General features: G+C 42.3%; 19 protein-coding genes. 9 read left to right on the top strand and 10 right to left on the bottom strand.

The features are described 5' to 3' along the window. Positions 1-38: 38 nt before the first annotated feature. The 8 genes from glyS to BBW65_RS01490 all read left to right on the top strand — a co-directional run bounded on the left by glyS (position 39) and on the right by BBW65_RS01490 (position 6,596). The gene (glyS, locus tag BBW65_RS01525) at positions 39-2,060 is read left to right on the top strand and encodes a glycine--tRNA ligase subunit beta (RefSeq protein WP_066338766.1); all 2,022 of its coding nucleotides are present in this window, start codon (positions 39-41) and stop codon (positions 2,058-2,060) included. Positions 2,061-2,256: 196 nt separating this feature from the next. Further along, a complete protein-coding gene (locus tag BBW65_RS01520; RefSeq protein ID WP_066338764.1) occupies positions 2,257-2,706 on the top strand; it encodes a molybdopterin synthase catalytic subunit in 450 nt (149 codons plus the stop codon). Next, positions 2,703-3,233 carry a molybdopterin adenylyltransferase gene (mog, locus tag BBW65_RS01515; RefSeq protein ID WP_066338762.1) on the top strand — a complete coding sequence of 177 codons (531 nt, stop codon included), beginning with the start codon at positions 2,703-2,705 and terminating at the stop codon, positions 3,231-3,233. The genes BBW65_RS01520 and mog overlap by 4 nt, the downstream gene beginning before the upstream one ends. Before the next feature lie 15 nt (positions 3,234-3,248). Beyond that, complete coding sequence (gene moaC / locus BBW65_RS01510) at positions 3,249-3,725, top strand: cyclic pyranopterin monophosphate synthase MoaC (RefSeq protein ID WP_066338761.1); 477 nt, start codon at positions 3,249-3,251, stop codon at positions 3,723-3,725. Next, a complete protein-coding gene (locus BBW65_RS01505) occupies positions 3,700-4,503 on the top strand; it encodes a DUF3943 domain-containing protein (protein WP_233702072.1) in 804 nt (267 codons plus the stop codon). The genes moaC and BBW65_RS01505 overlap by 26 nt, the downstream gene beginning before the upstream one ends. An 18-nt stretch (positions 4,504-4,521) precedes the next feature. After that, entirely contained in the window at positions 4,522-5,112 is a 591-nt protein-coding gene (gene ribA / locus BBW65_RS01500) for a GTP cyclohydrolase II (protein WP_066338757.1), read from the top strand. A gap of 9 nt (positions 5,113-5,121) precedes the next feature. After that, positions 5,122-6,357, top strand: coding sequence for a molybdopterin molybdotransferase MoeA (locus tag BBW65_RS01495; RefSeq protein WP_066338756.1), 1,236 nt, complete (start codon positions 5,122-5,124; stop codon positions 6,355-6,357). A gap of 11 nt (positions 6,358-6,368) precedes the next feature. After that, complete coding sequence (locus tag BBW65_RS01490) at positions 6,369-6,596, top strand: MoaD/ThiS family protein (protein ID WP_066338753.1); 228 nt, start codon at positions 6,369-6,371, stop codon at positions 6,594-6,596. Between the two features lie 3 nt (positions 6,597-6,599). Here BBW65_RS01490 and add read toward each other — a convergent pair whose 3' ends face one another. From add to BBW65_RS01445, 9 genes are all read right to left on the bottom strand, one after another. Continuing rightward, positions 6,600-7,604 (bottom strand): adenosine deaminase, encoded by a 1,005-nt coding sequence (add, locus tag BBW65_RS01485; protein ID WP_066338751.1) that lies wholly within the window; start codon positions 7,602-7,604, stop codon positions 6,600-6,602. A 36-nt stretch (positions 7,605-7,640) separates the two neighbouring features. Further along, a complete protein-coding gene (locus BBW65_RS01480) occupies positions 7,641-7,907 on the bottom strand; it encodes a 4Fe-4S dicluster domain-containing protein (RefSeq protein WP_066338749.1) in 267 nt (88 codons plus the stop codon). Further along, the gene (gene hemN, locus BBW65_RS01475) at positions 7,907-9,271 is read right to left on the bottom strand and encodes an oxygen-independent coproporphyrinogen III oxidase (RefSeq protein ID WP_066338747.1); all 1,365 of its coding nucleotides are present in this window, start codon (positions 9,269-9,271) and stop codon (positions 7,907-7,909) included. Before hemN ends, BBW65_RS01480 begins: the two co-directional genes overlap by 1 nt. A 1-nt stretch (position 9,272) precedes the next feature. Next, positions 9,273-9,668 (bottom strand): DUF2603 domain-containing protein, encoded by a 396-nt coding sequence (locus BBW65_RS01470; RefSeq protein ID WP_066338744.1) that lies wholly within the window; start codon positions 9,666-9,668, stop codon positions 9,273-9,275. After that, positions 9,661-10,605, bottom strand: a complete 945-nt coding sequence (gene argF, locus BBW65_RS01465) for an ornithine carbamoyltransferase (RefSeq protein ID WP_066338741.1) — start codon at positions 10,603-10,605, stop codon at positions 9,661-9,663. Before argF ends, BBW65_RS01470 begins: the two co-directional genes overlap by 8 nt. Before the next feature lie 17 nt (positions 10,606-10,622). After that, entirely contained in the window at positions 10,623-11,213 is a 591-nt protein-coding gene (locus BBW65_RS01460) for a hypothetical protein (RefSeq protein ID WP_066338739.1), read from the bottom strand. A gap of 21 nt (positions 11,214-11,234) precedes the next feature. Beyond that, a complete protein-coding gene (locus BBW65_RS01455; RefSeq protein WP_233702071.1) occupies positions 11,235-11,936 on the bottom strand; it encodes an LPP20 family lipoprotein in 702 nt (233 codons plus the stop codon). A 58-nt stretch (positions 11,937-11,994) separates the two neighbouring features. Further along, on the bottom strand, positions 11,995-12,519 hold the full coding sequence (locus tag BBW65_RS01450; protein WP_066338735.1) for a hypothetical protein: 525 nt from the start codon (positions 12,517-12,519) through the stop codon (positions 11,995-11,997). 105 nt (positions 12,520-12,624) lie between these two features. Further along, a complete protein-coding gene (locus tag BBW65_RS01445; protein ID WP_066338732.1) occupies positions 12,625-13,284 on the bottom strand; it encodes a hypothetical protein in 660 nt (219 codons plus the stop codon). A 195-nt stretch (positions 13,285-13,479) separates the two neighbouring features. On the opposite strand from BBW65_RS01445, the gene BBW65_RS01440 reads away from it, so the two are divergent. After that, positions 13,480-17,652, top strand: a complete 4,173-nt coding sequence (locus tag BBW65_RS01440) for an autotransporter outer membrane beta-barrel domain-containing protein (protein WP_066338730.1) — start codon at positions 13,480-13,482, stop codon at positions 17,650-17,652. Between the two features lie 563 nt (positions 17,653-18,215). Here BBW65_RS01440 and BBW65_RS01435 read toward each other — a convergent pair. Then, complete coding sequence (locus BBW65_RS01435) at positions 18,216-18,473, bottom strand: hypothetical protein (RefSeq protein WP_066338727.1); 258 nt, start codon at positions 18,471-18,473, stop codon at positions 18,216-18,218. Positions 18,474-18,484: the final 11 nt, after the last annotated feature.

The following is an 18,484-nucleotide window of genomic DNA, read 5'->3' as shown; positions in this document are numbered from 1 at the left end:
AATTTTAATCATTCCAAAAACTGACAAAAGGATCACCTTTGAAATTACTCATTGAGATTTTAACAGAAGAATTACCTGCTATTCCTTTTTTGAAAGAGGAAAAAAATATTTTGCAAAAATGGATGGAGATTTTGAGAGAGAGGCATTTGGATGCGGAGTGTCAGTTTTTCTACACTCCAAGGCGGATCGTCCTCTATAGCGAGGATTTTCCTCAATCTCAAGCGACGCAAAAAATCGAGCTGTTTGGTCCTCCTGTTCAGATTGCCTATCAAAATGGAGATGTTGAGCAAGGCTATAGTCAAGCTGGTGAGAGCTTCGTCAAAAAATGTGGGGGTGCTGCAATCCAAAGGGTGCAAAAGGGTGGCAAAGAAGTGCTTTATTGTGTGCAGGAGAAGCAGGGGGAGGCAAGTGCAGAGATTTTGGGAGAGATGATTGCGACTTGGTTGGATTCTCTACATTTTGGCAAAAGTATGCGTTGGGGGAGTTTGGAGGAGGGCTTCATCCGTCCTATCCGCAATATCGCTGTGATGCTGGGCACACAACGCATTGAGTGTGAATGTTTTGGGGTGCGTAGCCAAAATCAAACTTTTGTGCATCGCGATTTTGGGTTTGAGCCTATGGCGTTTGGAAGTGTTGAGGAGTATTTTGGGATTTTGCAAAAAGGTGGGATTGTCCTCTCGCCCAAAGAACGCAGGGAGCAGATACTCTCACAGATTAGGGAGATCGAGGAGCAGAGTGGCTTGAATGTGGAGATTGATGAGGATTTGCTCTGTGAGGTGGTAGCGATCACTGAATACCCTCGTGCCTTGCTTGGTTGCTTTGAGGCGGAGTATCTACAACTACCCTCTGAAGTCATCATCACTTCAATGAAAGAAAATCAAAGGTATTTTGCAGTGTTCAAGGAGGGGCGTTTGCACCATCAGTTTGTCGTCGTGATCAACTCTATGAGTGCAGATACTCGGCAAATCGTGCTAGGCAATGAAAAGGTGTTGCGCGCGCGTTTGAGCGATGCGATGTTTTTCTACCAAAACGATTTGAAGAGGGATTTGGCAAGTTATGATTTGAGCAAGATCGCTTTTGTCGAGGGGCTTGGCAGTATGCAGGACAAAATAGAGCGTGAGCAAAAGATCGCCAAGATTTTGCTAGAGCATCACAAAGGGGTGGTGGATGAGGAGGATTTGCTAGAGTGCATTGCGGTGAGCAAATCAGATCTACTCTCTGAAATGGTGGGTGAGTTTCCGGAGTTGCAAGGGGTGATGGGGCGTTATTATGCAGTCGCAGAGGACAAAAGGGGGATCGCACATCGTGGGAGACATATCGCTCAGGCATTGCAAGATCAATACTTGCCCAAAGGGGAGGGGAGTGCGTTGCCTCAAGAGTGCTTTGGCTCTATTGTAGCTTTGAGCTATAGGATCGATGTGATTATGGCACTCTTTAGCGTAGGCAAAATCCCAAGTGGCTCCAAAGATCCTTTTGCTTTGCGTCGTTGCGGGAATGGGATTTTGAGAATCATCAAGGATTTTGATTTGCTTTTGACTTTTGAGATGTTAGAGCAAATGGCAGGGATTTATCAAGGGCTCCAAACTCAAAAAGTGTGGGAGTTTTTGCTAGAGAGAATGGAGGGCGTGCTCAAGCTCAACCCCTCGATTTTGAGGAGCGTGATACAGGGTAGAGAAAAGGCGGTGGGTGCGATGATGCAGAAAGCAGTTTTGCTCAATGAGGTGCTAGAGGGCGATGATAAGGAAACTTTGATTTCGACATTTAAGCGTGTGGCTAATATCACCAAAGAAATGCAATCTTGCCAAAAGATTGATGTGGGGAAGTTTCAAACTCAAGAGGAGCGAGATCTGTATGAGGCGATGTGTGCGATTGATCCTCAAGGCTTGATGAGGGATTATATCCGAGCACTTTTTGCTTTGAAGCCTTTGCTTGAAAGGTTTTTTGATGCTGTGATGGTGAATGTTGAGGATGAGGGGATCAGGGAGAATCGCAAGGCTTTGATTTATCGGATTTATGAGATGTTTTTGGAAGTGGGCGACATCAAAGAGATAGCAATCTAGTGTTTTGGGAAGCAAAATACTAGAGGGCAAAATAAGCTATGTTTTTGCAAAAAGATTGAGAAAGCTTCAGGGATCTTTGGGTTTGGGGGGCTTTTGGTCTTTTGTTTTGGAGCTAGGCTTTTAGATTCTTGTTTATTTGGCTATCATAACAACAATTTTTCTAAAATCTTAAGTTTTGTCGTGAGGATCGTGAAGTATGCTAGAGCTGTATGAGGGACCATTGCCTACAGAGGCGATTTATCGTCATTGGGAAACAATCGCTAGAGAAAACAACTTCGGTGCTGTTTGTATGTTTTGTGGAATCGTGAGAGATGAAAACGGCTTTGATGGACTGAGTTTTGATATTTATGAACCACTTTTGAAAAAATGGTTTGGCACTTGGGAGGATTTGGCATTAAAAAAGGGCATCATCATCTGTATGGCACACTCGATAGGGGATGTCCCAAATGCCCAAAGCTCATATATGAGTGCGATTCTTTCTTCCAATCGCAAAGTGGCTTTGGAGCTTTATGCTGATTTTGTTGAGGATTTCAAGCACAATGCTCCCATTTGGAAGTATGATTTGCTAGGCTCTAAGCGAATCTATGCCAAAGACAGAAGCTATCTGTTGAAAGGTGCTGGAATTTTAAAAAAGGAGAATCAATGAAAAAAGTCAAAATAGGGATTTTGGTCGCTAGTGATCGTGCTGATGCAGGGGTGTATGAGGATTTATCCGGCAAGGCGATTATTGAGGTTTTGGATTCTTATATTGCAAATGAGTGGGAGCCTATCTACCAAGTTTTACCCGATGAGAAACAAAAAATCACAGAGGCTTTGAAATACTTGTGCGATGAAAAATGTTGCGATTTGGTGCTAACCACAGGTGGCACAGGTCCTGCACCGCGAGATATTACTCCTGAGGCTACAGAGGAGGTGTGCGAAAAAATGATGCCGGGGTTTGGGGAGCTGATGAGGAGTGCAAGTCTCAAATATGTGCCTACGGCTATTTTGTCGCGTCAGACTGCAGGGATCAGAGGGAAAACCCTCATTGTCAATCTCCCCGGGAAACCCAAAAGTATCGGAGAATGCTTGGAGGCAGTTTTCCCTGCGATTCCTTATTGTATCGATTTGATTGGCGGGGCTTATATTGAGGGCAATGCCGAAGTGATCTCTGTATTCCGACCCAAAAAATAGGCACAAGGAGAGAGGATGAAACTAACACATCTCAATGAGCATCAACAGCCCACGATGGTGGATGTAGGGGCAAAATCCACAACAAGTCGCACAGCAATCGCTAGTGGCAAAATTTATATGAGTGCTCAAGCCTATGAAGCCTTCAAAAACTCTACAGGCAAAAAGGGACCTGTGTCTCAGACTGCGATTGTGGCAGGGATTATGGGGGCAAAAAAGACAAGTGAGCTCATTCCGATGTGCCATAATATTTTGATTGATAGTGTGAATATAGAGATTTTTACCGATGATGACACACACTCTGTGAGATTGGAATCCACTTTGAAATGCAATGGCAAAACAGGGATTGAAATGGAGGCATTGACAAGCGTGAGTGTCGGGCTGCTGACAATCTATGATATGCTAAAAGCAATTGACAAAACAATGCGTATTGAAGAAATTTTTTTGAAGTATAAAAGTGGAGGTAAAAGTGGGGAAGTTTCCCAACAGCATTGAACAGAGGTTTGGAATGATTGGTAGGACTGCTGTTTTGTTCTCTTGGTTTGTGTGCAGTAGCTATGCACAAGATCAAGAAATATTGCAGCAATCCAAAAAAGAAGCGATCCCACAAGTGAGCAAACAAGATCCTTTCTTGAAATTCAATCAACCTTATTATGTGCCGACAAGTCGGGCAGGGTATTTGGGAGTGAGTGCAGGTTTGACTGTGATGGCTTCATTTGGAACTGCAGGGATGTTGTTTATGATGCCCGAATCTGTCACACATTGGGACAAAGACGATGTCCGCAGACTCGGCTCAAAGTATTGGCAGAGGATTTCAAACTCCCCCAAAGTAGATCCTGATGACTTGTGGCTCAATTTCATCGCACACCCTTATTGTGGAGCAATCTATTATCTGCAGAGTAGGCGTGCTGGATTTAATTGGGCGTTTTCGGCTTTTTATGGTTTTTTGTTCTCTACATTTTTTTGGGAGTATGGGATTGAGGCATTTGCTGAAACACCTAGTTGGCAAGATCTAGTGGTCACCCCGGCGATAGGGGCGTTGCTAGGAGAGGGCTTCTATCGCTTGATCAATGCGATACAAAACAATGATTCTAAGGTGTTGGATTCTAGGTTTCTTGGGGGATTGTGTCTGTTTGTGTTGGATCCTTTGGGGTTTGTGATACAGGATTTGCAACTTGGATCAGCTCTAGGGATCAAAAATCGCAATCAGTTTCAGAGTTTTTATGTCCCCAAAGCCGATGGTATTGCATTGGTGGCTCGTTATAGTTTTTGAGATTAAAAAGGATTGAGTGTGAGAGTAGATATTTCTGAAGAATCAAAACTCCCCACGCCCTATGGCACTTTTAGATTGAGGGTTTTTAGAGAATATACTCAAAATATTGAAGGCAGGGAGTGTGAGCTTGAGCATTTGGTTTTGAGATCGGAGCATTTGGGGGAGGTGCCTCTTGTGCGTTTGCATTCTGAATGCTTGACTGGAGATGTGTTGCGTTCGCTCAAATGTGATTGTGGCGATGAGCTTGAGATGGCACTCAAAAGCATTGGCAATGAGGGTGGGATGCTTTTGTATTTGAGGCAAGAGGGGCGTGGAATCGGATTGTTCAACAAAATCAATGCCTATGCTTTGCAAGATCAAGGGCTAGATACCGTGGAGGCAAACCTAGCCTTGAATCTGCCTAGCGATGCAAGAAATTATGAAATAGTCGGGGAGATTTTTAGGTTTTTTGATCTTAATAAGATCCGATTATTGACAAACAATCCCAAAAAAATAGAGCTTTTGGAGAAGTATGTGCAAGTGGAGCGTTGCTCGATCATCGCACAAAGCAATCAGCACAATCAAGAATATCTCCAAATCAAAAAAACAAAAATGGGACATCTGCTTTGAAGGAGTGAAATGAAAACTAATATCAGTTATGAAGAAAGTGTAGAGATTCTTAGAGAGCTCAAACTTGAGCCACTAGGGATAGAGAAAGTCTTTTTTGCCCAAAGTTTAAATCGCGTTTTGGCTGAAGACATCGTGGCACAAGAGGATATGCCCACCCATTTGACCTCTGCAATGGATGGCTATGCTTTGAAGTTTGAATATTTGGAGATACTTAAACATCAAGGATTGGTTGTAGGCGGGATCTGCAAAGCTGGAGAGAGTGCGTATATCTCTTGCAAACAAGGGGAGTGTATCAAAACTTTTACAGGAGCCAAAATGCCACAAGGCACCGATACTTTGGTGCTTGTAGAAGATGTGAGAGAGGAGGGGGGCAAGATATTTCACTCAATGCCTCAGGCAATCCACAAAGGGCAATGGGTGAGACAAGTCGGAGAGAACTATCGCCAAGGCGAGGTATTGCTCAAAAAAGGGACCAAAATCACTCCGTTTGAGATTGGGTTACTCGCAGAGCTCAACAGAGTGTTTGTGTGTGTCTATATTGCCCCCAAAATTGCGATTTTGAGTGGTGGTGATGAAGTGATTGAGGTGGGCGAGGCAAAAAGAGAAAACACGATTTATAGTGTCAATCATCATCTACTCAAAGCGATTGCACAAAATTGGGGGGCAGAAGTGTTCCTCTTTCCGCTCCTCCAAGATGACAAAAACCACAATCTAGAGAGTGTCAGACAAGCCCTCAAACAATGTGATATTTTGGTCACCACAGGGGGGGCGAGTAAGGGGGATTTTGACATCACTCAAGATGTGATTAGGCAGGAATGCGATATGGTTTTCAAGGGGGTGCGTATGAAGCCCGGCAAGCCTGTGGGGTTTGGGATCAAAAATCAGCAATGCGTTTTTTTGCTTCCGGGCTTCCCAAACTCTTGCGCGATGACTTTTATGCTGTTTGTGCGTATTGCGTTTGCCAAGCTTACAGGTAATGTCACAGGATTGCCTATGCCTCTAAAAGCAAGGTTGCAAGGGGGGATTGTGCGTAAAGACACACGCAAAGAGTTTCGTGTGTGCAACTATGAGATTGTCGATGGAGAATATAGAGTGGGATTTTGGGACAAAAAGGTTTTGCAAAGCTCTGTGGTGAATAATTTTTGTAACCAAAGTGGGCTATTGGTATTGCCTGAGGGCGGGGGAGATGTGCCTGATGCTCAAATGGTTGATTTTTATCCACTACAATCTTTGCTCAATCTATAGAAGGAGAAAAAATGGCAAATGTCAAAGTAGAGTTTTTGGGACCAATCGGGTTGGATAGTCGTGAATTTCAAGTGCTGAATCTACAAGAGCTTAGAAATGCACTCAATCAAATCGCAGAGCTTCAAGAATGGTTGCCATTGAGTGCGATCGCAGTCAATGATGAAATCAAAGAGGATTTGGATTTTGTGTTTCAAGATGGGGATAAGGTGCTTTTGCTCCCTCCAGTGTGTGGAGGATAAGCACTACAGAGCGATCTCTCGGACTTGGCAGAGATAGCCCTCTCTCTCTTGTGGAGACATCCAAGCGACCTCAAATCCGTTTTCTACAAGCTGTCTGATCTCCTCTTTGGAGAGTTGATGTCGCATCGCTAGTTGGAATAGATTCTCATTGACATAACCGCGGAAATACGCAGGATCATCAGAGTTGATCGTCACTTTGACCCCTTGACGCAAAAGCTCGATGATCTCTTTGCCTTTCATATCCCCGGTGATAAACTCATTGCTCATAGGGCAACAAGTCAGTCCGATTTGGTGTTCTTTGAGATATTGGACAAGGCTAGGATCTTCTAGCACATTGGTGCCGTGATCTAGTCGGTTTGTCTTGAGATCAAGCAGGGCTTCTTTGATGTGGCAGATAGAGTTTTGCTGATCTATATCGCAATGGATAGTGATGGGGAACCCATCCTCTTGAGCGCGTTTGAAAACTTCTGCAAACTTGGAAGGCGGATTGCCCTTTTCATCAGAATCAAGCCCAATGCCCAAAATCCTATCTTTGTATTTGAGGGCTTGTTGGTAAGTTTCCATTGCTGATTCAGCACTCAAATCTCTCAAAAAACACATAATCAATCTAGCCTGTATCCCCAATTTTTGAGCATCTTGTGTGGCTTGATAGTAGCCCTCAAAAAAAGTCGCAAACTCTATCCCTCTAGAAGTGTGTGCTTGGGGATCAAAAAACGCCTCAACATAGCAGATGTTGTTTTCTTTTGCCTTGTGGAAATAACGCATTGCAAGATTGTAAAAATCCTCTTGAGTGCGTAAAACCTCCATACCAGAATAATAAGCCTCCAAAAATGATGTGAGGTTTTCGAAGCGATATTCTGTGGCGGAATGGCTATCAGAGTGGGGGAGTGCGATTTGGTTTTTGCGCGCAAGTTCTGCTTTGAAATCTGCCTCCAATGTCCCCTCTAAATGCACATGTAGCTCTGTTTTTGGTAGCTTTTGTATAGACGCTTTGATTTGGTTATCCATACGAGACTCCTTATTTTTGATGGAAATTGTAAGCTACTATTGGCAACGATGACGCACTTCTAGAATCATCTGTGTGATTGGCAAATGAAAAGGGCAGATTGTTTCACATTCTTTGCACAAATCACAATGGCTTAGCACTTCTTGGAGGTTTTTGTCCATCGCGATCTGTTGGGAGTTTGCAAGCTCACATAGGTGCAAATACCCTCGCGGAGAATACAACTCATCATAGCTTGAGATGAAAGTGTGGCAGTGGGGGTTGCATTTGGCACATTTGACACAAGGGGCGGTGGAGGTTTGAAGCATCAGAGTGTCTTACTGAAGGTGTCTTTGCGTATTTTGGCAAGATAGGGATCAAACTCCATTGCGATATTGCGGATCAGTATCCCCCCTGTCGGAGTGGCACGGAAGCCATTGTCGTGGAATTGGATCAAACCGATTTCTTGGTATTGCTTGAGTGCTTGAAGGCTTGAGGCGAAGTGTTCTTGGAAATTGATGTGGAATTTTTGCTCAATCTGTGTGTATTCTATGGAGAGATTGTTCATAATCTGCATAATCACTTCTTTACGCAATCTATCCTCTTGTGTGAGCCATATACCTTTGCTTGTAGGGAGGATCCCCTCATCTAGTGCTTGAGTGTAGGCTTTCATCTCTTTGTGGTTTTGTGCATAGTAGTTCTCCCCCTCTCCAATGCTTGTCAAGCCTATGCCGATGGTTTGAGAAAACCCACGCGTTGTGTAGCCTTGGAAATTGCGTCTTAGCTCTCCTTTTTGTTTGGCGATATAGAGTTCATCTTCTTGTTTGGCGAAGTGATCCATACCGATGAGCTTGTAATGGTTTTGATCCAATAGCTCAATGGTTTCTTGCAAAATCTTGAGTTTTTCTTTGGGGGTGGGTAATGTGGTTTCATCGATTTTACGCATTGTTTTTTTGAGCCAAGGCAAATGGGCGTAGTTGAAAATCGCCAAACGATCAGGGGAGAGTTTTATCACTTTTTGGAGCGTTTGTAAAAAGCTCTCTAGTGTCTGATAGGGGAGCCCTGTGATGAGATCGAAGTTGATACTTTTGATTCCTGCATCGCGTGCGATTTTGACAGCGTTTTCTACAAGCTCAACACTTTGGATCCTGTGGATGGCATTTTGCACTCTTTCATCAAAATCCTGCACACCAAAGCTCACACGATTAAATCCTCCATTACTTAGCACTTGCATTTGTTGAGTGTTAAAAAATCTCGGATCAATCTCACAACTCACTTCTGCTTGAGTGGAGAAGTTTGTAAAAGTTTCTTTGATGAGTTCGATGATCCTAGCGAGTTCATCTGCATTGAAAAATGTCGGAGTGCCACCCCCAAAGTGGAGTTGGATCACCTCTCTTTTGGTGTCTAAATGTCTTTTGAGAAGTTCCAATTCTTTTTGGAGATAGACAATATATTGTGCTTTTTTCTCTTCTTGACTTGTATAAATCACATTGCACCCGCAAAAATAACACGCACTGCGACAAAATGGCAAATGAAAATAAAGCGATAGGGGGAGATTGGAATGATTAGAATCTTGCAGGGCTTTTTGATAATCAAGGTGTGTGAAACCATCGTGAAATTCTATAGCCGTGGGGTAGCTGGTGTATCTTGGACCTGCTTTGGAATATTTGGCAATCTTGTCAAAATCAATCATTTTATTTCCTTAAGTATTTATCAATATTGTAGAACAAGTTTGGGTATTCTTTTTTGATTTCCTTGACAAGTGCATCGCAATCTGTCGGCAATAGTTTCTGATGTTTCTCCTCGATTTTGGCTCTTGCGACACTCATCACATCCTCAAAATCTAGGGGCATTTCATTGACAATATCGCGTTCCAAAGACATTTCAAAAACCTCTTCTTGCAAAGTCCTCATCCTCTCCAAAAGATTTTTCAAAAGTGTGGATGAAATCAACACATACTCTGTGTCATTGTGAGCAGAGAGGACGCACGGAGATTTGGAATCAAACTCTTGATTGAGGCAAATCCGCAGTTCTTGCCCATTAATGTGTTGGAGTTCCCCATCGATGATTTGTTCTTTGAAATCAAACATTGTTATCCTTTGTGTTGTTTGCTAGATAGACCATAATCCCTTTTTGTGCGTGCAGACGATTTTCAGCTTCCAAAAACACTTTGCTTGCTTGGCTCTCTAGCACCTCATCGCTCACCTCTTCTCCGCGATACGCAGGAAGGCAATGCAAAAAAATCGCATCTTGAGAAGCAAGTTGCATCAGCTGTGTATCCACCATAAAACCTTGAAAAGCTTGTTTGCGAATCTGTTTCTCGCTCTCTTGCCCCATCGAAGACCAAGTGTCTGTCGTGACCACATTGCAATGCTCCACCGCCTCTTGTGGGTTGTTGGTGATTGAGATGTTTGCTTGGCTTTTGGAGGCGAATTGTTGTGCAAGGGAGAGGATCTCAGCATCGACCTCATAGCCTGGAGGTGTGGCGATATTGAGATCAAAGCCCAATTTGCTTGCTAGCATTAGCCAAGAATGTGCGATATTGTTGCCATCGCCGATGTAGGCGACTTTGGGCTTGTTGTTTTCCAAATCAAACCCACATTCTAGCATCGTGAGATAATCTGCCATAAGTTGCACAGGGTGGAAGCTATCGCTTAGCCCATTGATCACAGGAACTGGAGAGTAATGGGCAAACTCCTCAAGCCGACTATGTGCAAAAGTGCGAATCATCACCATATCCACCATAGAGCCAACCACTCTTGCGGTGTCTTTGATGGGTTCTCCGCGACTTAGCTGAATGTCATTGCTTGAGAGGAAGATCCCCGTGCCTCCTAGCTGATAAATCCCTGATTCAAAACTCACGCGTGTGCGTGTCGAGTTTTTCTCAAAAATCATCGCCAAAATCTGATTTTTGAGCAACGGAGTAGGGCGTTTGGCTTGAAAATCTGATTTAATGCTTTGTGCGAGTGCGATCATCTCTAGTATTTCATTTTTTTCAAAATCTTTGAGACTCAAAAAGTGCTTCATCATTTAACTCCATAAAGTTACATTTTTGGTGGGTGGTATTTTTGAATCGAGATTGTAACACCTGTAGTGAGATTTTTGAACAATGTAAAATCCACAGAGCGTTCATAAAAGATTTCTTGATCGTTGAGCAAAAAGCGTTGAATCAGATTTCCATTTTTGCCGATACGCAATCCTTTGGAGTTGAAAATATCGCGTGCCAAAAAAATATCATCAAGCAATTCTGGATAACTCACAAGCCCAAGTATTTTGCGTGTCACCAATGATTTGGGAGCACACTCTCCTTGATAGCAAATCTCATCGCGACCTATGGCAATGACTCCGATAGGAGTCCCTGCTTGGAAGAGATCGATATTGATAGCATATTGCGTGATTCTGATGATAGCAATATCATAAAACTTAATCGGAATCGTGTTGAATAGCAAAAGCTTGGTGCCTGAGATATGCTCTAGCTTGTCAATCGCATCGGGATTGATTTCACCATTGGCACCAAAAAATGAAAGGAACTGATCCCACCCATTGCCACTTTGTGTGCTAGAGGCACAACCGCTCATCATCAAAGCACCACCAATGAAGCAACAATATAGGGCTTTCCTCATTTTCTCAAACATCCAACACTCCATCTAGTCGGCTTAGAAATTTCCTGATAAAACTCTATGCCATACTTTTCCATCAAGTTTGAGTTCCATACTCACTTGACACAATCCATCTTTATAAACCGTTTCTGTGATTTCGGCGTTGCGAATGAGTGCTTGAACCTTTGTTTTGACCACAGAGTTTTGGAGCATCATATCTTTGACCGTATCTTGACCATTGACACGGATACCATACATTTTTTCACCGATTTGTCTATAAGCATCGACAATTGCAGCTCTTTTGGCAAGTGCTAGAGCTTGTGAGGGTGAAGCTGAAGTTTCAGGTGCGACTCCCATACCTACAGCATTTAGCTCGATTGTATTGCTAGGCGTGAGGATAGGTGAATTTGGAATCATCGGATCAGCCATTTCTGATGCAATCGATTGAGGGTTGCTCATCTGCAAATTAGGCGTTGGTGCCGGAGTTGGTGCAGGTGCAGGTGCCGGAGTTGGTGCAGGAATCTCTGGTGCATCCATAGGGATACCATCATTGACACGCCTTGTTTGAGGAATATCATTGAGCATATTTCCTCCCAATCCTTGCATCATCGGTGGTTGCAATGGCACATAACTTGCCTGATAGTTTGCAGAAGGTGGAATCAAGGCAGTATCACTCACACCATCTGTAAATGCTCCACAACCTGTAAAACCTAAAGCTGCTACGCTTATCAATACCGAATAAGTCATTCTAACTCTCATTTCTCATCCTTTAAAAATTTGATTTGACAACAGCAAGATAGCAAAACCTGTTCCAACTTTATTTGAGACATTGGACAAAACGCTTGGTAGCGATAGCTTTTTGGAAAAAATGCTGATTGTTGAGATTGATAACGAAGTCTTTTCGCCCGTCAATGAAACTAATCAAATCCTTTTGCACGATAAACTTGCAATGCATAGTAGGGAACACCTGCTGTGTGCCAATGACTTCAAAGCGACTCGGATCGATCTCTTTGAGTTCGAAAATCAGCTCATAAAATTGTTTTTTGTTTTTGATTGAACTAGAATTGACATAAGTCCTGAAATTTTTATCGGCATTTTGGAACTCCGTATAGCCTCCATTGAGAAACACAGATTGCGAATCAATGTTTGAGTCGCCGAGATTGGAGTTGAGGAAGTGTTGCAGGGCTTGAGAATGGATACTCAAAATCACTTTGTTTTGATTCTGCTCAAGAGCAAACTCCCCACTTTTTGAGTTGTAGGAATAAGATTGTGTGATCTGTGCTTTTTGAACTTCAGCGACCAACACACCAAGCAAACACAAAGTAAAAATCAAGCTACGCATTCAATCACCTTCTAAGCTTAAAGTTTTCAAATTGTATCCAAAACTTTTAAGCTCTTAGGAGTGTAAAATCAGCCTATAGAATCCACAAAGCCAAAGACCATAAGCCTAAAAAGTGATCGAGGCAAAACCACCAAACCTCATCAGATTGTATTGGCGATCTTTGCTTTGGATGGCTGTCTCAAGTCCGCTACCATTGGCATTGCGTGCGGTGTTTTGGAGTTTGCCAAACATTGCTTTTAGCCCAAGGTTTAGGATGTTTTTGTAACGCCAACCAAGTTGCACGCCATAAGTGAAGCCGTGATAACGCATATTGATCTTGACGATACTTTGTTTGTTGCTTGCGACATCAAACCCTTCTGAAATCTCATTGTATGTATAGCCAAACAATCCTTTGAGCCAGAAATTTTTAGCTTCGATACCAATTGTGAGCGGTAGCACGACACCCCAGCCTAGCGATTCTGAGATTTTGTCTCCACTTGTAATCCCATTGCTTGACCCAAGAGCAGAGACATAGAGAGGCACTTCGATGTCTAGCCCAAAAGTCCTCCTCACTCCCCCTGTCGGTGCATAGGTTGCAATCGTCAGAGAGTAGCCAAGATCCACAGAGATATAACCTGTATCACCGATACTAGACCAAGACGCACCAAGCGAAGTGTCATTCAAAAAAAGCCAATTTTTGATCTCCTCTTTTGGCTTTTTGGCTGCTTCCATTGAGGTTATTGTCAAACACACACATATCAGACTTGCAATCATATATCTAAACATCTTTTGCTCCTTTGGTTTGAAAATCTTGACAACAAAATCGGATATTTGGAAATTTTTGTAGCCAAAATTCCTCTCGTATCGAAACAAAAGTTTATGAATTGTAAATCAAACAAGAATATTTGCAAAAATTCGTTTCGATTTTAAACATTTTTGGGTATCTTGATATTTCAGCAATTATTTATAGAAGGAGTCAAGATGAAAATGACACAACGCAATCGTATAGACAAAAATCTTGTGCGGGGGGGGGGGGGTATTATGAGCCATTACAAGCCTCTCATCGCCACTTCGTTGGCACTAGCACTCGGCGTGAGTGTGGCAAGTGCGACAACTGCACCTTGTCCTAGCGGCAGTGCGATTTGCTATAGCACGGATGGCGGAAAGAATTTTGAGCAAACCGATGCAGTCGCAATCCAAGCAGGAAGCACACCCACAGATTTCAATCAGCTTTTTCAAAAAGGGGGCACAGCTCTTGATAGCCTAACTTTCCAATTTGAGCAAAGTGGTTCTACAACGCCCACTTTGACGGGATCCACCCTCAAACTAGGTGGCAACAATGCGGAGTTCAAGCTTACCAATGTGGGCAAGGGACTTCTATTGAAAGATGACGGCACCGGCACTCTCACCATTGATTTTATGCAATATGAAGGTAATGGATTTGCTCGCAAAGCTATACTAAATTTTGAAGGCACCACTACTGCAGAAGGTAGCACGCTAGGAACTGCTCTCAAAGGACAGATTCAAATTAAGGCTGGTAGTTTTCCTAATGACGAAGTGCAAGCCACCTTCAATGGCGATATGAGAGGCAACATCACCATTACTGCCCAATATCATAAACCAACAGACGATCTTGATGTCAATGTAAAAACAAACTTTAATTTCAAAAATGGATCAAGTCTTAAGGGAAATTTAGAAGCAAAATATGTGGAAGGAGGACAAAATTTCACTTTTGAGGGAAATGGGGGGATTGAAGGAAAAATTGAGACTGAGGGATTTTATCCCAGACTAGTGCGTTCAAACATTGACACTAATACTGAAGTTAGTATCACTTTCAAAGGTGAAAATAACTTCATCAAAAAAGGCAGTGGAGATGGAAAGATTCAAGCCTATGCTGGACAAAGATTCCCTGATAGCAACAATAATGCCTACAACAGAATCCTTTTTGAAGGCAAGGGAACAATTGGGGAAAATGCTGCTGATAAGCGTATGAACATTATTGCACATGCACTTAGTTGGAAAACAGGTATTTCTGAAGCTCAAAATCTGATTCAATTCAAAAAACAAGCCACTCTCTATCTTGATAAATTGCAAGTATCAGAATACAAGCCTAGTGATCGTCGCAATATGATTAGCCTTGAGGGCGACACAAACACCCTTGACATCAACACAATCGAAGTGAGAAATTCTCAAGGACGCAACTTCATCGGTAAGGGCTTTTTGACACTTAGAAATGGTGGCACTGCCAAAGATTTGACAATAAGTATTGACGAAAGCAAATTTGCTGATTCTGAGTATGCAAAAGCACACATTGCCAAAGGCACACTCACTGCTGGAACTATCAAAACCGCTACTGATGTAGGGGGAACAAATGGAATCTTTATAGAGAATCTAGAGGTTACAAAAGGAATCTACGCAAGTGCTGGCGGAGGTAATCGTATTTTTATTGGTGGAAGTGGAACAATCGGACAAGTTGGGATTAAAGAAAAAGATGATGGATCCGAGTTTTATTCTATCGTTACTACAGCAAAGAACACTAGTGGAGGAAACAATTTCATCACTCTTGAAAACGACAATACCACACTGACTTTACACAAAGGGGTAAGACATACTTGGCAAGGTTGGCAAACAGAGTTTAATCTCAATGGAAACAACAATAAGATTCACATCACAGGCAACAATACAAATGGAACTGATGGCACTCAAATTGCTAATGTTGGAGTTGATATTGGAGGAGGGGACACCAATGCAATACCCGGAATGACTTTCAACTTCAATGGTAATAATGGAGAGCTTGATGTCAAAAGTGGTGGTGATGTAAGTGGGATGGGAAATATCATCGTAGGGTGTAATAATGGTGATCAGTATGCCAAACTTACCTTTAATGTGAATGGTGATAACACAACGATTAAAGGCAATATCTTTACTCAAGGTGGAGCAAATATAGACAATAAAAACACCACAGAATTCAACATTGCCAATGGCAAAAGTGTAGAAGTGCAAGGAAGCATTACAAATCAAAAAGCAACTGCTCAGGGTGGAAACAATAGTATCACACAAGCTAGTGATTCTGCTCAAACCATTTTCAACTTCCAATCCCCAACATCAGGCAATGGAGCGATAACCACCCTCAAGCTCAAAAACAACATTGAAAACACTTCAGGAAATGTAGTTTTCAATTTCAATGCAGGGGATTCAAGAGTGAATGTAGCAAGTGGAAGCACAGAATCTAAAATCATCACCAATGGTGCAAACGCCACCACAACTTTCAATCTTGCCAATGGTACCAATGCAACCATAGAGCAAGAGATTGCAACAAGTGATTCAGGTGTGACAAATATTGCTTTTAACGGCAACTCCACCCTCACATTGCAAGGAAAAAAGAATCAAATCACCACCATTTCTGCCACTGGTGCCAACTCCACCCTCAATCTCTCAAGCAATGCCCAAGCCACATTGGGACAAGCCCACAACTTCAACCTCTTAGAGATTGGAAAAGCAACATCTCCTGCCCAACAAAACACAGGACTCACTGCCGATAACCTCACCTTTGTTGTCTCTGTGGATACCGCAACGACACAAACAGGTAGCAAAATCGGAGGAGTAAATGTAGGAGCAAACGATACCTATGGACACGCCTACTCCGATAGAATCATCGTGCATAATGTAGGGGCTAGTGCTAGCACGGATACAAAATCAGCCAACCTTGCCGTTGCTATCGACCCTAGCCAAACTTCAAGTATCAAATATTCAAGTGGTGGCACAGAGACAGAACACAACATTGCCGTCGCTACCATAAAAAATAGAGATAATAGCGATAATGTCAATGACGCCCTAGCCACATTCACCTCTGTTGAAACAATCAATGGTGGAGAAAAGATTCTCATTGACTTTGAAAAAGTAGCCACAGATGAAAATGGCAAAGTCAATGGAGCAAATGGCAAAGTTGATAGCACTACTAGCAACAATACCTACACCACCTACTTCCTAGGCAAAGCAATCAGTCTAGGAGTGGATAATACCACCCAACAAGCTCTCGCTTCTGCTCTCTCTATCAATTATGATTTATACATTGCAAACCTCAATTCTCTTAATAAACGAATGGGAGAACTTAGAGACAATCCTTACACTCAAGGAGTATGGGCTAGAGTGTTTGGAGGACTCCAAGAATCTAACTTTGGATTGGGAGCACGCACAAGCTATGTGACTGCTCAAGGAGGATATGATTATGCACTAGAAACAGAGGGTGCCAAAAACTACATAGGACTTGCATTCTCTTATATGCACTCTAAGGGTGAGAGCAACAAAGCCACTCAAGCTAGCAATGCAATCAATGTGAGTGGTATCAATACTATCTATCTCTCCAATATCCAATCAAGTGGATATGAAATTGCTCTTTACAATTCTTATGTGAGCAATGTAGGTCTTTATAATGACACAATTGCCAAACTCAGCTATATCACTTCTGATTTTTCTTTGAGCAATAGTAGTGATCACAACAACACTGCAAACAATCTAGGATTCACTCTCTCCAATGAAGTGGGTTATCGTTTCATTCTAGGAGAACAACAAGATTATTTCATTGATCCACAATTAGAGTTAAGCTTAGGTTATCTCAATCAATCTGACTTCACCACCAAGATGAAAACTAGAAGTGGTAAAGGTAATCAACTCAAAGCACTCCAAGAGAGTGTGTTTTTGACTAGAACTAGACTAGGAGCTAGTTTTGGTAAAAAGATTGTAGAACAAGACAAAAACATCTCTCTTTATGTTGGAACATTCTATGAATATGATCTTGTCACAGGAGGATCCAACAAACTCACGACAAGCACAACAAAAGCTTACAATCCTGAGTTTGCTTCCAATGGTAGAGTGGTCTTAAATGTAGGAAGCAATCTAGAGCTTAATCAATCCACTAGAGTCTATGTGGATGTAGAGAAAAGCTTTGGAGACAAACTAAGGACACAACTCCAATTCAATCTAGGAGCTAGATATAGCTTTGGAGAGAAAACAAGCATTGAGAATGCAAAAGCACAAACCACTGCTCCTTTGAGAGTAGGGAATACTCCTACAGAGGAAACAGAAAAAGCTTCAATAGTTCCTTCAGGCTCTCAAAAAGTCAAAGACACAGGGACAAAGGCTGCTAATCAGTAGTGGGATACTAAAAGGGGGAGGGGGTGATTCAAAATGAAAGGGGAAAGGGGGTAAAAAAAGCAAAGAGGGCTAAAGCCTTTGGCGTTTGGGGTTAAATGAGGGTAATTATAAAGAAGCCTTTGGGTATGCCTTAGGACTGGGGGTAATGAGGGCAACTACAAAAGCAAAGGGGCTAAAGGGGAGATAGGAGATCATCATTCCTTGCAAGAAGTATCGAGCCTTTGGTGGGGCATTTGGTGTCAAATGCCCCTTAGAATGCTCCTACAGACAAATTGTGCTGTTGTTTTCATTTAGATTCTTTAGAATCTCCTTCCTGCCTATTGTCCGATAGGCAGGGGTGTTTTACAAAACTCAATACTTAACCCACAAAGCCAAACAAAAACAAAAAACGCAAAACCTCACTAAGTTATAAAGGCAATGCAAACTGCTGACCAAACCAACCTTGTAGAACCTCAAAAGATTCCAATGCAATCTGATTCTTTGCTTGAGATTGGTTTTGCCACAGCACACTTTCTGGTTACCAATTCCCACTTTGCTTTTTTCTATAAGGGGGACAAGGGGGTTTATTGCGAGGCACCCCCCTTATCCCCCTTAAAATCCCCCAAACCCCTGCCCGCTTTTTGTGTGACAACCCAACGATAGAGTGCAATGTTTTTGTTTGATTCTTGTTTGTTGATTTTTTGATTTGAAACTAGATTCTTGGAATCTTTAGAATCTTTGTGAAAGCATTTTTGATTTTTGATTCTTTGGATTCTTAGATTCTTGGAATCTTTTTGAAAAGTTTTGTTTTTGATTTTAAGAATCTCTTTGCAAACTATCAAAAAACTCTAAT

Source organism: Helicobacter enhydrae (genome assembly GCF_001693335.1).
Taxonomy (GTDB): domain Bacteria; phylum Campylobacterota; class Campylobacteria; order Campylobacterales; family Helicobacteraceae; genus Helicobacter_G; species Helicobacter_G enhydrae.
Note: the sequence above shows the minus strand (reverse complement) of the source record. Positions and strands in the feature narration are given on the sequence as shown.

Bases quoted from the DNA above. Each gene is read 5' to 3' on its own strand.
- BBW65_RS01520 (WP_066338764.1), top strand. From the start codon at position 2,257: ATGCTAGAGCTGTATGAGGGACCATTGCCTACAGAGGCGATTTATCGT.
- mog (WP_066338762.1), top strand. From the start codon at position 2,703: ATGAAAAAAGTCAAAATAGGGATTTTGGTCGCTAGTGATCGTGCTGAT.
- moaC (WP_066338761.1), top strand. From the start codon at position 3,249: ATGAAACTAACACATCTCAATGAGCATCAACAGCCCACGATGGTGGAT.
- BBW65_RS01495 (WP_066338756.1), top strand. From the start codon at position 5,122: ATGAAAACTAATATCAGTTATGAAGAAAGTGTAGAGATTCTTAGAGAG.
- BBW65_RS01490 (WP_066338753.1), top strand. From the start codon at position 6,369: ATGGCAAATGTCAAAGTAGAGTTTTTGGGACCAATCGGGTTGGATAGT.
- add (WP_066338751.1), bottom strand. From the start codon at position 7,604: ATGGATAACCAAATCAAAGCGTCTATACAAAAGCTACCAAAAACAGAG.
- BBW65_RS01480 (WP_066338749.1), bottom strand. From the start codon at position 7,907: ATGCTTCAAACCTCCACCGCCCCTTGTGTCAAATGTGCCAAATGCAAC.
- hemN (WP_066338747.1), bottom strand. From the start codon at position 9,271: ATGATTGATTTTGACAAGATTGCCAAATATTCCAAAGCAGGTCCAAGA.
- BBW65_RS01470 (WP_066338744.1), bottom strand. From the start codon at position 9,668: ATGTTTGATTTCAAAGAACAAATCATCGATGGGGAACTCCAACACATT.
- argF (WP_066338741.1), bottom strand. From the start codon at position 10,605: ATGAAGCACTTTTTGAGTCTCAAAGATTTTGAAAAAAATGAAATACTA.
- BBW65_RS01460 (WP_066338739.1), bottom strand. From the start codon at position 11,213: ATGTTTGAGAAAATGAGGAAAGCCCTATATTGTTGCTTCATTGGTGGT.
- BBW65_RS01455 (WP_233702071.1), bottom strand. From the start codon at position 11,936: ATGAGAGTTAGAATGACTTATTCGGTATTGATAAGCGTAGCAGCTTTA.
- BBW65_RS01450 (WP_066338735.1), bottom strand. From the start codon at position 12,519: ATGCGTAGCTTGATTTTTACTTTGTGTTTGCTTGGTGTGTTGGTCGCT.
- BBW65_RS01445 (WP_066338732.1), bottom strand. From the start codon at position 13,284: ATGTTTAGATATATGATTGCAAGTCTGATATGTGTGTGTTTGACAATA.
- BBW65_RS01440 (WP_066338730.1), top strand. From the start codon at position 13,480: ATGAAAATGACACAACGCAATCGTATAGACAAAAATCTTGTGCGGGGG.